Origin of the sequence: Vibrio sp. 10N.261.51.F11 (genome assembly GCF_041471665.1) — a bacterium.
In the GTDB taxonomy this organism is placed as follows: domain Bacteria; phylum Pseudomonadota; class Gammaproteobacteria; order Enterobacterales; family Vibrionaceae; genus Vibrio; species Vibrio crassostreae_C.
Map to the genome: position 1 here is coordinate 1 of NZ_JBFROW010000069.1, position 14,083 is coordinate 14,083.

General features: G+C 43.9%; 17 protein-coding genes and 1 riboswitch. Of the genes, 10 read left to right on the forward strand and 7 right to left on the reverse strand.

The features are described from left to right. A partial coding sequence (locus AB4351_RS19145) for a hypothetical protein (RefSeq protein ID WP_372126884.1) occupies positions 1 to 229 on the forward strand: 229 nt, incomplete at its 5' end. Positions 230 to 364: 135 nt separating this feature from the next. Here AB4351_RS19145 and AB4351_RS19150 read toward each other — a convergent pair. Continuing rightward, positions 365 to 889: a DUF3087 family protein gene (locus AB4351_RS19150; RefSeq protein WP_017070390.1), complete on the reverse strand. Its 525-nt coding sequence runs from the start codon at positions 887 to 889 to the stop codon at positions 365 to 367. Positions 890 to 1,146: 257 nt separating this feature from the next. On the opposite strand from AB4351_RS19150, the gene trmY reads away from it, so the two are divergent. Further along, positions 1,147 to 1,746 (forward strand): tRNA (pseudouridine(54)-N(1))-methyltransferase TrmY, encoded by a 600-nt coding sequence (trmY, locus tag AB4351_RS19155; protein ID WP_017061702.1) that lies wholly within the window; start codon positions 1,147 to 1,149, stop codon positions 1,744 to 1,746. A gap of 102 nt (positions 1,747 to 1,848) precedes the next feature. Here the strand turns inward: trmY and AB4351_RS19160 are convergent, their stop codons facing one another. Then, positions 1,849 to 2,949: a permease gene (locus AB4351_RS19160; RefSeq protein WP_372126886.1), complete on the reverse strand. Its 1,101-nt coding sequence runs from the start codon at positions 2,947 to 2,949 to the stop codon at positions 1,849 to 1,851. A 233-nt stretch (positions 2,950 to 3,182) separates the two neighbouring features. Between AB4351_RS19160 and AB4351_RS19165 the strand changes: the two genes are divergently transcribed. Together AB4351_RS19165 and sigZ are read left to right on the forward strand one after the other, a co-directional pair. Further along, on the forward strand, positions 3,183 to 3,479 hold the full coding sequence (locus AB4351_RS19165) for a helix-turn-helix transcriptional regulator (RefSeq protein ID WP_004733042.1): 297 nt from the start codon (positions 3,183 to 3,185) through the stop codon (positions 3,477 to 3,479). Beyond that, positions 3,463 to 4,047 (forward strand): RNA polymerase sigma factor SigZ, encoded by a 585-nt coding sequence (gene sigZ / locus AB4351_RS19170; protein ID WP_017061700.1) that lies wholly within the window; start codon positions 3,463 to 3,465, stop codon positions 4,045 to 4,047. The genes AB4351_RS19165 and sigZ overlap by 17 nt, the downstream gene beginning before the upstream one ends. Before the next feature lie 120 nt (positions 4,048 to 4,167). On the opposite strand, the gene AB4351_RS19175 is transcribed toward sigZ, so the two are convergent. Then, positions 4,168 to 4,782, reverse strand: a complete 615-nt coding sequence (locus AB4351_RS19175) for a YitT family protein (protein WP_017065874.1) — start codon at positions 4,780 to 4,782, stop codon at positions 4,168 to 4,170. A gap of 460 nt (positions 4,783 to 5,242) precedes the next feature. Next, positions 5,243 to 5,392: a hypothetical protein gene (locus AB4351_RS19180; protein WP_170968025.1), complete on the reverse strand. Its 150-nt coding sequence runs from the start codon at positions 5,390 to 5,392 to the stop codon at positions 5,243 to 5,245. Between the two features lie 29 nt (positions 5,393 to 5,421). On the opposite strand from AB4351_RS19180, the gene AB4351_RS19185 reads away from it, so the two are divergent. From AB4351_RS19185 to AB4351_RS19195, 3 genes are all read left to right on the forward strand, one after another. Beyond that, the gene (locus AB4351_RS19185) at positions 5,422 to 6,633 is read left to right on the forward strand and encodes an MFS transporter (RefSeq protein WP_102429223.1); all 1,212 of its coding nucleotides are present in this window, start codon (positions 5,422 to 5,424) and stop codon (positions 6,631 to 6,633) included. Positions 6,634 to 6,857: 224 nt separating this feature from the next. Beyond that, entirely contained in the window at positions 6,858 to 7,583 is a 726-nt protein-coding gene (locus tag AB4351_RS19190; RefSeq protein WP_170963358.1) for a sulfite exporter TauE/SafE family protein, read from the forward strand. 78 nt (positions 7,584 to 7,661) lie between these two features. After that, positions 7,662 to 8,024, forward strand: coding sequence for an MmcQ/YjbR family DNA-binding protein (locus tag AB4351_RS19195; protein ID WP_017061695.1), 363 nt, complete (start codon positions 7,662 to 7,664; stop codon positions 8,022 to 8,024). Positions 8,025 to 8,077: 53 nt separating this feature from the next. Here AB4351_RS19195 and AB4351_RS19200 read toward each other — a convergent pair whose 3' ends face one another. Continuing rightward, on the reverse strand, positions 8,078 to 8,824 hold the full coding sequence (locus AB4351_RS19200) for a phosphatase PAP2 family protein (RefSeq protein WP_017064917.1): 747 nt from the start codon (positions 8,822 to 8,824) through the stop codon (positions 8,078 to 8,080). Positions 8,825 to 9,210: 386 nt separating this feature from the next. Next, positions 9,211 to 9,361, forward strand: a riboswitch (FMN riboswitch). A gap of 181 nt (positions 9,362 to 9,542) precedes the next feature. Here AB4351_RS19200 and ribB point away from each other — a divergent pair. Continuing rightward, positions 9,543 to 10,199: a 3,4-dihydroxy-2-butanone-4-phosphate synthase gene (ribB, locus tag AB4351_RS19205; RefSeq protein ID WP_004733029.1), complete on the forward strand. Its 657-nt coding sequence runs from the start codon at positions 9,543 to 9,545 to the stop codon at positions 10,197 to 10,199. Between the two features lie 384 nt (positions 10,200 to 10,583). Further along, positions 10,584 to 11,432: a hypothetical protein gene (locus tag AB4351_RS19210; RefSeq protein ID WP_102332193.1), complete on the forward strand. Its 849-nt coding sequence runs from the start codon at positions 10,584 to 10,586 to the stop codon at positions 11,430 to 11,432. A gap of 106 nt (positions 11,433 to 11,538) precedes the next feature. Here the strand turns inward: AB4351_RS19210 and AB4351_RS19215 are convergent, their stop codons facing one another. Continuing rightward, positions 11,539 to 12,459: a LysR substrate-binding domain-containing protein gene (locus AB4351_RS19215; RefSeq protein ID WP_372126888.1), complete on the reverse strand. Its 921-nt coding sequence runs from the start codon at positions 12,457 to 12,459 to the stop codon at positions 11,539 to 11,541. Between the two features lie 162 nt (positions 12,460 to 12,621). Between AB4351_RS19215 and AB4351_RS19220 the strand changes: the two genes are divergently transcribed. Then, complete coding sequence (locus tag AB4351_RS19220; protein ID WP_372126890.1) at positions 12,622 to 13,260, forward strand: NAD(P)-dependent oxidoreductase; 639 nt, start codon at positions 12,622 to 12,624, stop codon at positions 13,258 to 13,260. A gap of 77 nt (positions 13,261 to 13,337) precedes the next feature. Here the strand turns inward: AB4351_RS19220 and AB4351_RS19225 are convergent, their stop codons facing one another. Beyond that, the gene (locus AB4351_RS19225; RefSeq protein WP_372126892.1) at positions 13,338 to 13,991 is read right to left on the reverse strand and encodes a cupin domain-containing protein; all 654 of its coding nucleotides are present in this window, start codon (positions 13,989 to 13,991) and stop codon (positions 13,338 to 13,340) included. Positions 13,992 to 14,083: the final 92 nt, after the last annotated feature.

Here is a 14,083-nt window from a genome sequence, read left to right on the forward strand (position 1 = left end):
GATAAAACGTTTTGATATTCATCAACGAGTGCCCACACAGATTGATAGGTTTAAATTGTTAAAGAGCTTTGCTTATCGAAACTTTCTTTTTACAAAGAAACCCTTGAAAGCGGACGTGAATTCTAGCGATTTAATCTTAAGTGTCAAACACTTTTTAAAATTAATTTGTTTCGAACTTTCCGTCTTACTGATTACCGCTGAAGCCTTGTGGCGTCTGCCGTGTCAGTGAGGCGGCATTATAGAGATCATCGTAAACATGGCAACCCCTTTTTTGATAAAAATTCAAAAAAGTTGCTTAAGTGTCTACTTTTACGTCAAAAGCGTCTTTCACAGGTCAAAGCTCATACAATTACAGGCATATCACTTAAAATTTTGCGACTAAATCTTTCGAAAATACCTCTATATCTAGTTCAATACTCCATTTATCACTCAGCTCTACGATGTTATCTAGCGACTGCTGAACCGTTTTTATCGTCAACGTATTATTGTCTAGGTCGTATACCTGTTTTTGCGTAGTGTAATAGAAGTAAAGGATAGTCAGCGCGTCTCGGTCGCCTTGTTCCGCTTTTGGCTGAATGCGCTTGAGCTTACGATAGATTTGATTGTGGATTTGTTTCAGGTTCCAAACATAAAGCGCTTCTTTGAAATACTCATGCCCTTTCACTCGGCTTGCGATAAACGCATTCAAAGCGACAGATAAGATCACCCCAAGTACGTTCAAATGAAAGTTCCCTGTCGATTCACCAGTAATTGAAGTCGCCGAGCCAAACAATTCGATCAGAATGGTGCCGAATACAATGGCAAACAATGCAAGTGACCCAACTAATGACACCAACAACAGGTTCATCTTCTTTCTATATTCTTCTTTATTAATCTTCTGTAACTTCACCGACAGCTTCCTTATGTAAGTCACTTTATAATTTTGCGCATACTATCTATGTAAACATTGGTTCGCTTCAACCCTTACCGTCTTGTAATGTGGTCATTCTCTATTTAATACGCAGAGTTCTTCTGGTTGGCGCTATACGCAACTCTATTTGACTTCATTAATAGAAAAGAGTTACATACCGCCACAATTTTGGTTATTCATCAATTCATGTTGATAAAGCCCGTTTCGCTTTATCACATACTGACAAGGTACATTCCATGCGTTCATTTGTATTACGCGCTCGCGCAGCCCCTACAGAGAGCAAACTTATCTTAGAAGGTGTTGGGCAAGATGCTCATACTGAGATTCTGGCTCATACTCTGATGAACACGATCTTCGTTGCTCAATCTCACCGTGAGAATGTCACCGTACACCTTGTATTAGAAAGTACTAAAGACTTTTCACGTACGATCACTTTCGATTCAAATGAGATCACCAACATTGGTGGCTTTCATGAATCCGCATTGTTATCAGCGGTAGTAAGAGCGGTTGATGCTTCTCAAGGTATGACCAAAGAGCAGACTCGTCAGGTTGAACCGGGAATCGTCGTTCGCACTATGAGCTTTGAAAAACTAGTCAAAGAACTGGCTGAAGACCACCAGCTATACATGATGGATAAGAAAGGTGACTTTATCCGTGATGCAGAGATTGCTGAAAACCCATGTTTCCTTCTTACTGATCACATCCCTATGCCGAAGAAAAGCTACAACAGCTTAAAGCGCTTAGGGACAGAAAAAATCAGCTTAGGCCCGAACATGCTGTTTGCTTCTCAGTGCGTTGTATTGATCAATAATGAGCTGGATATTCGCGGTTTCTAGCCTCCGGACTGATAAGCTAAACAAAAAAGAGCTCAACTATGTGAGCTCTTTTTTATTATCTATCTCTTTGTATCAATGGTGTTATCTCATAATCAAGCCTGATTAACCAAAGATGAAGCTGTATAGGAAGCCTGCACCCATCGCCATGCTTAGGATAACGAATAGGAATGCTGCAATCATTTGGTTCTTGAAGATTGATTTAAGCAGGATAACTTCCGTCAAACTTGCACCTGCACTACCAATGATCAATGCCATAACTGAACCCAGCGCCATGCCTTTCTGTACTAGAGCTGCACTTAGTGGGATTACCGCTTCAGCACGAATATACAGTGGAATACCAATCACGGCTGCTACTGGAATCGCATACCACATACCTTCACCAGCGTACTGTGCAATAAGGTCTGTAGGAATGAAGCCGTAGATGAATGAACCAATCGCGATACCCATCATTAGGTAAGGGAAAACTTGTTTAAAATCTTTCCAAGTTGATAACCAAATTCTCATCCAACGGCTAGGTTCTTTCTTCTCTACGATTTCAGCTGTTGCGCTTCCATCCGCTGAACAGCATGAAACCGTTACTTGTGGCTCTTCTTTTTTAGAATCGCAGCAAGATGTCTCTTTTGCCATTACTGGTGCAGGTTCGCCACATGCACTTGTACCACATGAAGATTCCGCTTTAACCGGTGCTGCTTTCTTAGGATCAGAATCACCACAGCTAGTGCCACAGCTTGAAGCTGAACCTGTTGATTCATACGCTTCAGGTTTTACGTAACGCTCAAAGCCAAGCTTCTCAAGTGCGTAACCAGCCACTACAGACACCGTCATTGCTACAAGGAAGTAGAACACAGCAACTTGCCAACCGAAGGTAATCACAAACAAACCAATGATCACTGGGTTCAATAGTGGGCTACCAAATAGGAACACCATCATTGGACCGAAACCCGCTCTTGCACGCAGCAATCCTTTTAAGAAAGGAATGGTCGAACATGAACAGAAAGGTGTAATTGCACCCAGTAGTGCTGCTACTACATAACCCTTACCATTACGTGAGCTCAGGATAGATTGAATCTTTTCTGGTGTAAGGAACTCTTGAAGAATCCCAACAATGTAGCTGATCGCTAAGAAAAAGATAATTAGCTCTACTGCTAAGAAAGCGAACATATCAAGTGCGTCTTTCAGCATTGTTAACATTTCATTGCTCATAATTAACTCCAAACTGGATTGAAGGTCGGGCTCTATGAGAAAAGTAACCAATCCTTAATTTCGAACATTCTCGAATTATAGAAATAAACAGCTCCAGAACAAGCATTATTTCGATAAAAATCGAAATTATTTTCGAAAACACAGTTTTTCAATAACTTACACAGACACCGTTTTTAAATTTGAATTCGACATACATTTCGACTAACATCGAAATTAAATCTTGAGGAGTTAATATGAACTTAGAAGTCGTTGCGAAAGCACTTAAAGAGTTGGGGCACCCTATTCGCCTAACCATTTATAAGAGTGTCGTTAAAGCTGGCTACCAAGGCATTGCAGTTGGCGGCCTACAAGAAGAGCTAGGCATTCCCGGTTCTACCTTGTCTCACCACATATCAAGCTTGGCGTCTGCGGGCCTAATCAGCCAAAGACGAGAAGGAAGAACTCTATTCTGCGTGGCGGAGTATGAGTGCCTAGAAGGTGTGATTGATTTCTTACAAGACGAATGTTGCGTAAATGAACAGTGCAACTAATGCACCTTTGAAGCTCGAACAAGTCTGGGCCGAGTATCAGCAAGCATTAAAGTCATTCCTGCATTCAAAGGTCAACAACTCTGCGGATGTAGACGACTTGCTCCAAGATATCTTGATTAAGACCTATCAGAACTTAGATAAGGTACAAGATGCTAGCAGTGTTAAGGCTTGGCTGTTCCAGTTAGCCAACAACACCATTATCGACTTCTACCGTAAGCATGCACGCCAACAACGTGATAGCCAAATTGATGCTGAAGATCTGTGGTTTACCGATTTAGACCACGACTCTGAATTTAAGCAGAAACTTTCATTGTGTATTGAACCTTTTATTCAGGCATTGCCAGAACAAAGTTCATCGCTACTGCTTGCGGTCGACATCAAAGGCCAAAGCCAAAAAGAGATCGCAGAAGCGCAGAACGTCAGCTATTCAACGGTTAAATCCCGCGTGCAAAAAAGCCGTGCTGATCTTAAGAACCTGTTTGAAGAGTGTTGTAACTTGTCCCTTGATCAACAAGGCAATGTGATTGATTGCGAGCTTAAGCCGAACGCCAGCTGCGGCAAGTGTTAATCGTTACATCGAATCCGTTATTTCAATAGAACAAAGCCAGCAATTAATGCTGGCTTTGTTGTTTTCATAATCTGCAAATCACTCTTTACTTAAGCAAATCTAGAGCTTGAGCGAACCGAACTATGCTGCTTCCGCTTTTACCACAGGTTGATAGCGCCCCGGTTTATGATTCATTGCTAGAATCAAGTTGGTGACTATCGCACCAAGCACAGACAGAAGAACCAATGACACATCAACAATGAACAGAGAAAGCACAACAATCGTGCAGTCTAATGCCATCTGAACCTTACCTGCTCGAATTCCAAAACGTTCTTGTAAGAACAACGCCAGAATGTTGAAGCCACCTAAGCTCATCTTGTGACGGAAAATCACCAGCATGCCGGTACCAATCAAGCCACCACCAAGTAAAGCTGCATACAATGCATGAATTTCGGCAATTTGAATCACGTGATACAAGTGATCCACGGCGAACGAAACAATCGAAACCGCGATAAACGTATTGATTGTGAAGCGCCAGCCCATACGAGCAACCGACAAAATATAGAAAGGTAAGTTAAGTGCGAAGAATACTTGGCCAAAGCTCAAATCTGTTACTTTGGTAATGAAGATCGCTAGACCAGCCGTGCCCCCAGTGAGCAAACCGACTTGGTTGAAAAAGATAACGCCGAGTGAAACCAATGCGCTACCTAAGATCAGTGCCAGTAAGTTTTCGCGAAGATTATGATCTTTATCCATGTGAATGACTCTCCCTGAATCTTTTAACATCGCGTTTCAGTAGTCTTGAAACGATTTATGCCCAAATTTACGATGTTTGACAGATAAGTCGAGTGAACGAGCAATGTTGCTTAGTGATTAGTTTGTATATTAGTTTTTACAGCTTTGTGAAACTTTAAATTAAACAGCTAGTTATAAGCCTTAATTTAGACTTTCATTCTTAATTAGATACTTGTTTCTATTAACTAACGAGCTTCAAGTTTTCTTATTTATTGAGCGCGTTTTATACCAATTCCAATCAAGCGACAATCTATGCATAAAACGCATAGACTACATCACAAATGGTCATTTGATACATACCCGACTCATCACTATGATGCGCGACTTCTTACAACATTGAGCGCATGTCAACACCGTATGTTTTCACAATCTCTTTTTGCCCAACTTGCCAGAATGACGTTATTCCTCGTCATTAGTTTGGTTATTGTGCATCACAGTCAGCCATTGATTGATCTCTTGGCTCAGCATGCCGTAAGCAGTGGTTGCCACCAGCAGTCAGGGCATGATCATTCTGGGCACGAACATCACCATGAGATGACTGACCAATACATGTCAGCGCAAGACCACTCACATCACCACCATTAATTTAAGAGTATTAGAATGAGCATTTTCCGTTTTCCTTTACTGGTATGGCTAGGGATAGGCACACTTATTATCAGTCTAGGGATCAGACAATCATTCGGCATTTTCATGATGCCAATTTCAGAGCATTTCGGCACGGGTCGAGAGTTTTTCAGCTTCTCTATTGCTCTACAAAACTTATTGTTCGGTGTGTTCCAACCTTTTGTTGGTATGGCCGCTGACAAATGGGGAGCAAGACGCATCATTATTGCTGGCGCATGTGCTTACGGTTTGGGTTTACTTCTTACCTCAATTTCTACCGAATCGAGCATGCTTTACGTTTCGTTAGGCGCACTGGTTGGTCTTGGCTTGAGTGCGACAAGTTACGTGATCGTGCTTGGCGCAGTAGCGAAAGTTGTACCAGCAGAGCACGCGGCTAAGGCGTTTGGCTTAACCACGGCTGCAGGTTCATTTGGTATGTTCGCGGTAATTCCGGGCGCACAATACATGCTGAATGAATTTGACTGGCAGAGTGCGATGCAAGTGTTTGGCGTACTGTGTTGTTTGATGATCTCTTTTGCGCTGTTCATGCGAGCGCCTAAAGCAGCCTCAAACAAACAAGCGCAAGCTGAAGAGAACCAAACACTCAAAGAAGCGTTGTCTGAAGCGTTTGCTCACAAAGGTTACTGGTTGATTCACGCGGGCTTCTTCGTGTGCGGTTTCCACGTAATGTTTATCGCAACGCACTTACCGAGCTATTTAGCAGATAAAGACCTACCCGCGAGCAGCGCTGCAATGGCACTGGCTTACGTTGGCATCTTCAACATCTTCGGGTCTTACTTCTGGGGTGTAATGGGCGACAAGTTCAGCAAACGCCACGTTATGTCTGCACTGTACTTAGTGCGTACTGTGGTTATCGGTGCGTTTGTTACTCTGCCTGTGACTGAATCAACCGCGGCTATCTTCGGTGCGGCAATTGGATTCTGTTGGTTGGGTACGGTTCCGCTAACGTCTGGCTTAGTACGTCAGATCTTCGGTGCCCGTTACCTATCAACGTTGTACGGTTTGGTGTTCTTTACTCACCAAGTGGGTAGCTTCTTAGGCGCTTGGGTGGGTGGTCGTATATACGATTACTACGGTTCTTACGAGCCAATCTGGTGGTCAACGGTGGTACTGGCATTTGCAGCAGCACTTATCCATTTACCAATCAATGACAAGCCGATTGAGCGAGTGAAATTGGCAATGGCTTAACGTTTTATGCTGACTCCCCCACTAGCGTAAACAACAAGTCGTTCCAATAAAGCGAGTGAGTATTGAAAGGAAGCATCCTGAGATACTCACTCGCTTTTTTGTTGGTCGCGATAATAGAAACTATAACTAGCGAAACTGGCATAAAGCTCACTGAATAATAAGACTATTCTCTTGGTTTTCATTTATAGTATCCACCCGCTCCTTTAAAACTAATCCGCAGGCTTATGGAATACATGGATCAGACTGTCCTTATCGCAATGGCACTTATTTTTGTCGGCTCATTTGTGCAAACCGCAATCGGCTTTGGTTTGGCCATTGTTGCAGCTCCACTGCTGTTTTTGGTCTCTCCTGATTATGTACCTGCACCTATCTGTTTAATCGGTCTGTTTATCTCGTTATTCAACGCTTTTAAACATCGAGCAAATATCTCTATTGGCGGATTAAAAATCGCATTGCTGGGCCGTATTCCTGGGTCACTGGCAGGTGGTGCTTTGTTGGTGATGGTTTCAACGAGCGTGTTATCACTATGGTTGGGCTTATTGGTAGTATTTGCCGTGATTGTTAGCCTATTGCCCTTTAGACTCGAACCAACCCCAACTAAGATGGGTATTGCGGGGTTCTTTTCTGGGTTCTTTGGCACCAGCTCGGGTATTGGTGGTCCGCCGATGGCACTACTATTACAACACCAAGATGCCAATCAGCTTCGTGGTAACCTTTCTGCGTTTTTCGTGTTTAGTTCGATCATTTCGTTGGTTGTACAGATCCCAATTGGCTTCTTCACGCTACACCACTTGATCATCACTATACCTTTGCTGCCTGCTGCTTGGTTGGGTTACAAAGTGGCGTTAATGACGACACAAAGCATCCCTAAAGAGAAGATACGCATTGGTTCATTACTGCTATGTTCTCTCAGTGGCTTTACGGCAATCTGGCAGGGTTTAGCTGGCTAGTTATTGGCGATAAAGACAAGAAGAAGAAAGACATCTTAGAAAACCAACACAAACACCCAATAGATAAAAGGACGCTCTATGACTTACGACGAATTCAACGCATTCTGCGAGTCACTGCCTGCAACCAGTTATGTGATGCAGTGGAATAACTCGCACGTTTGGAAAGTGGGTGGCAAGGTGTTTGCGATTGGTGGTTGGGGACCGAAAGATGAGCCTGCGTTTATCTTCAAGGCGTCCGATCAGAATTTCGACTTTCTCAAAGAAGAGCCGGGCTATAAACCCGCACCCTACTTTGCTTCACGCGGTATGAAATGGATTCAGCTGTTTGAAAGCACGCCACAAAGGGATGAGGAGCTGAGATACTATCTCATTGAGTCACACCGAATTGTGTCCTTAGGTCTAACCAAAAAGAAGCAAGCAGAGCTAGGGCTCAATCAGTAGCGTTTATTACGTACTGCTAATCTGAGCCCTTCTTTTGCAGTGAGGACGGATCCCTAAGAAGTCTGTTTCAAAAATGCAGGTAAATAGCGTTCTATTTTTTGCTCTGAGATAAGCGGCACCAATAAATAGATCAAACCCGCAAAGGCAATAGATCCGGCTAAGTCTTCTGGTCGATGCATGCCAAGCCAAACACGGCTATAGGCGACACCACCAGCCCAAACCAGTAAACCGCCGACTAGATAAAAGCGTTTCGCCTCTAGGAGAAGACCACCAAAGAACGCCAAACACACACCGACGAAAATCATATGTCCAGATGGGAAAGAGTAGTCAGTTTCACCCAACCAGTGACGCGTTCGCCACTCGCTGACCTTATCTTGTACAGACTCAATCGCAGCATTCTTTTCAACCAATGGTAATTCGTAAAACACTTCCGGCATATCAACCACTTCCTGCGTCACCAAATACTCAGAATAAGGACGAGGGCTCTCAGTGGAATGCTTTAAGAAGGTTTTCGCTGCAAAGCTAAGCACCAACAACAAGCCGAGCTGCAGACAAAGACTGACTAACTTCGCTTTGGAAAACTTCATCGTGAACAATACTAAAGACAAAATCGCTAGTGTTACCAAGAACCCTTGATTGCCCGCAGAGTAAGTCACAAACGTTATGAAGGCGCCATAGAAAGGCAAAACAGCACTTCCAAGGTCGAAGTCAGATCCAAAGATCAAAAAGGGTATGAGGGAATACAAACTTAGAACGAGCAGTAATAAGCCTTTGGATTTGTTAGAGAACAGAGAAGTCATGGCTAAGATCTTTTAGATAAAGTGGTCGGATGCTATCGCAGCTTAGCATCGTCAATATCAATTTTATGTCAAAACGGTCAGTCAGCCGTCATGGTGTAACAATATTCGATTAATGGACCTCTTGAGTATTGATTCGGTGAACAGCCACGCCAGCACCAATAATGTTCAACATCCATTTATGTTCATAGAGATAGCAAAAACCACTGAAACCAGACGAGACAAAGGCATCATCCCATTAATAGACTACCGGACGCGTTCTGCTGATAAAGTGAACACTTACCGGATTATAAGGCCAGAATCTTAAAAACTTTGCTGTCAGTCCTTTAAATCCACTATTGAAAGGATTACCATCTGGTCTGCTTTCAAAAGCAAAACAGATTATTAATTTTTATTCTCAGGGCGGGGCGAAATTCCCCACCGGCGGTATGTCCTTAGCAAAATCTAAAGATAAGCCCGCGAGCGCTCGATTCGTCGAGGTCAGCAGATCTGGTGAGATGCCAGAGCCGACGGTTATAGTCCGGATGAGAGAGAATGAAAACACACTCGTTTAAGTTGGAAAGGCGTACCCGCGTGAGTTGGGTTCGTACCTCCAACTTAGGCGGGTGCATTTCGTTTTGGATAAAACCATAATGAACCGACTTGTAATGAGTTGGCTTTGTTGTGCTCGTTGAGATCCCTCATACAGCCCTGATTCTGGTGATATTTTAGGAGTTTAACCATGAATCAGTCTTCACTACTTGCCGAATTTGGCGAACCAATCACTCGCGTTGAAAACGCACTGCAAGCTCTACGCGAAGGTCGTGGCGTACTTTTACTTGACGATGAAGATCGTGAGAACGAAGGCGACATCATCTACTCAGTAGAACACCTGACGAATGCTCAAATGGCGCTTATGATCCGCGAATGCAGCGGCATTGTGTGCCTGTGTCTAACTGACGAGCAAGCGAACCAACTTGAACTTCCACCTATGGTTGTTGATAACAACAGCGCAAACCAAACAGCGTTTACCGTAACTATCGAAGCGAAAGTTGGCGTAACGACAGGTGTTTCTGCCGCTGACCGTGTAACTACGATCAAGACAGCTGCAAACCCAACGGCTAAACCTACTGACCTTGCTCGCCCTGGCCACGTATTCCCATTGCGTGCTCGTAAAGGTGGTGTACTTGCTCGTCGCGGCCACACAGAAGGTACAGTAGATCTTATGCAAATGGCTGGTCTTCAATCTGCCGGTGTACTTTGTGAAGTAACCAATCCGGATGGTACGATGGCAAAAGCGCCAGAGATCGTTGCTTTCGGTAAAATGCACAACATGCCAGTACTGACCATTGAAGACATGGTGATGTACCGCACTGAGTTCGACCTTAAGCTTGCATAACGTTTAGCCCTCAATGCTAAACACTTAGTCGTTAAGTCAACTACACTGCGAAGTGAACATTGAAAGGCCTCACTCTTACTGCTTTTAGAGTTAAAGCATATAGGGTGAGGCCTTTTTAATTTCCGTAGCTTGAAACGAGCCTGAAATGGATCGCCAAAGTGTCTCTACTTACCGAAACCTCCCCAACCTATCGTTAGAAAAGCGTAACCTCTCAAAAAATCCTGCAAAATATGAGAAACATTCACTCGAATGGTGAAGTCATGCACCATGATTGATCATCCATAATTTGAGAAAAATCATAAATCAATGAAATATAACACTTATTTATTTTGGCATGGTGTCTGCACTACCACTAAGTAGGTATACAAATATTAGGAGTTGAATATGTTTGTAGTTATTTCAGTGGGTTTATCCCTATTAGTACTTGCAGCCCTGTTTCATTTCTCAAGGAAGAGACAAACAGCGCTATCACACAGGTTTGAAACCTTAGTTCTGCTTAGAGAATTATTGTTGTTATCACGCAAACATCGCGCGGCAACGCACTATGCTCTAGCTTATAAGTTGTCTAGCGACTCGATTCGCAAAGTGAACGAGATTTACGACAACATACTTGAAGTATCTGAACTGCTTCAGTCCCATGTGTCGTTTGATAGCCGCCCTATGTATCGCATCTATCACCTCAAGCTCATCGCCATGCACAGCGACTGGCAAAACCGTAGCTTGGTGCGTAACCAATCGATTCATGGCAAAACAATTCGCCATAGCATGTTCTTGATGGATGAAGTAATGATCATCTGGCTAATTCAGTCTGAGCGTGAAGACATGAGCCGTGAGTACCACATGAATTGGCAACAGATCTTAGATTGCATGGAGATCCTGACCAAATTACGAATGTGTATCCCTGATATGGAGAAGCCTGAGGAGTATTTGAGATTCAAATTCTACGCCTCTCAGACACACAGAAAACTCAACCAGTTATCGATTATCTGCCCTCTTAGTAGTGGGTCACCGGTTTGTACGCGAGCGATGCATGCACTCTCAGAGATCGCATCAAGTAACGAAGCGACCCAACCGGCAGATAGCATGTACGAATTAACCAGTGATATCTCTAGCGTCGTGTCGCAAGTTTACGACCAAGTATTATCCGACATTACGAGAAGCTTGTATCAGCCTTTACCAGACATCAACGAAAAGGTGATAAATACCCGATTATCCGTACACCATTACATGTAAAGACTTCGTGAGAGGAGAGCGTGCTGGAACTCTGAATTATTGAGTTCAAATCCGATATCACCATTGATATCGGATTTTTGTATTTATGGGCTTTTAATTTTTGTCGCTATGTATCATTGCCTATGAAGTTTCTAACATCATTAGACCTGATATCGCTAGACCAAGCTTCTGCCGCAAAATCAATGAACTGACGAACTACAGGCAGCTGATAACTACGAGACAAATACACCGCCCACAGCACACTACTCGGTGAAACAAAATCATCCAAAATTCGTTTCAATTTACCATCCGCAATCAATGGATTCGCTAAGTCACAAGGTAAGCGAACTATTCCTTTTCCATGCTGTGCGGCGCGAGTTAGCACTCCAACATCATTAGCCTTGATAGTGCCAGACACCTCAACTGAATAGTGTTGATTGTCCTTAACAAAATCCCACTTAGAAACATTCAAGTGACGAAAACAATTGTGTTGTCGAAGCGCCTCGACCGTTTCAGGTTCACCATGTTTGTCTAAGTAGGCTTGCGAGGCACACACCACTGAATCAATAACCATTAGCTTTCGTGCAATCAAACTATCATCAGGTTGATCGGTATAACGAAGTGCAATATCGATCCTCTCATCCACCAGCTGAGTAAAGCGGTCTGAGGCAAACAGTTCGACCGTGATATTAGGGTGGCGCTCGGTGAACTGTTCGACCACATCCAACAACATGTGCTGAGTTAAACCAATCGGAGCTGCAATTCGAATGGTTCCAGAAAGATCATCGGTTTGATTGAGTGAAGTAACTTCTAGCTCAGCGGTCTCATGGAGGATTTTCTCACAGCGCTGCAGAGCGATTTCCCCTGCCGCCGTCAAGCTCACCTTTCGAGTCGTCCTATGTAATAGCCTCTGCTTCAGCCACCCTTCTATCTCTTGAACATGACGTGAAACCTGCAACCTACTCATGTCCAAATGCTCAGCTGCTTGGGTGAAGCTGGCACAATTCGCAACTTCGACAAAGCTACGCATTGCCGTCAACCTATCCATCACACTCTCCTTGAACTATTTCGCAGCTAATCGAATCTTATTAGATCACTATATAGATACAATCTACATCATTTTACGATATTTATCGCAACCTAGTGAGCTATTAGACTGCAATGGCTGTCGAGAAAACGACTCAATAAATTAGATAATTGGAGAGACATTATGAAAATTGCAGTATTAGGTGCATCAGGTTGGATTGGTAGTCACATCGCTCAAGAAGCTCAATCTCGTGGTCACGAGGTCGTTGCTGTTGTAAGAGATTCAAGCCGCGTGGAAACCAAAGGCATTGAAGTTCGTTCATTTGATTTACAAGATGAAGCCGCAAGTCTAGCAAACGCACTATCCGGCGTTGATGCAGTCATTACTTCGATTGGCGGACGTGCTCTGGGTAATCACGACATCGTAAAGAACACTGCGACTAAATTGCTGGCAACATTACCGAGCATCGGTATCGATCGCCTACTTTGGGTTGGCGGAGCTGGCTCATTAGAAGTAGCGCCAAACGTACCGCTAGTGACTGTTCCTGACTTCCCTGCGGATTACAAAAACGAAGCGCTAGCACAGGGCGAAGCTCTTGAAGTGTTCAAGCAATCTAATAGCGAAGTTAACTGGACGTTCGTTAGCCCTGCCGCAGAAATATTCCCGGGCGAGAAACTATCGACCTACCGCACTGGTGGCGATCAACTGCTCACCGACGAAGATGGTAACAGCAAAATTTCAGTCAGCGATTACGCTATTGCGATGATTGATGAGCTCGAAGCTGGCAAGTTCCCGCGCCAACGTATTGGTGTTGCGTACTAGTCAGCTCATATATAAAAACTAAAAAAAGCCGCTTGTTCAAAACAATGCGGCTTTCTCATCTTTTACTGAGCATTCCTTTAATCCAATGGCAGATGCCCTGTTTTCACTAGGATAACCGTCTCTTCTTCCACATAAGGAAAATGCTCACTCATGTGTGGGCTGCGCATCCATGTGTGTTTTGGATACTCACCATGTTCGTCTTTAAAGGTGCCAGAAAGTACAAATATCTCTTCACCGCCAAAGTGGCGATGCGGCTGAAAACGTTCGCCAACGGGCCACTTCACTAACGCGACATGCTCGTGTTCGAACTCATGCAGTGGCATCACTTGTAAGCCGCCAATACCCTGAAGCCATTCTGTTTCCAAAGTATTAATACGAACTTGAGTTAAGTCTCTCGCGTCAAATTGGTTGAGCTTAACCAAGATCGTACAGCCATTTTTGCTGGATGGGGAATGCGCGCTGCCCGGCGGATTACGGATATAAGTGCCCGCTGGGAAATCTCCGGTTTCATCAGAGAACACACCCTCTAATACGAAGATCTCTTCACCTTGCGGATGTGGGTGCTCAGAAAACGAAGAGTCAGGATCGTACTTCACCACGCTGGTCGTGTGGCCCGATTCTTTCTCTTCTCTTTCAAGTGGCTTACGCCAAACCCCTTTAGCAGGGCTTGCGACCCAATCTAATGTCTCGGTTTCTATAACCAGTCTCTTTGAAAAGTCCATGTTGAGCATAATGACGACCTTACTCTAAATATTGTTTTAATTATGATTGTCTTTCTAGCTTCTATTCTACGCGAATACTCATCAAGGAGGCCATCTCGCTG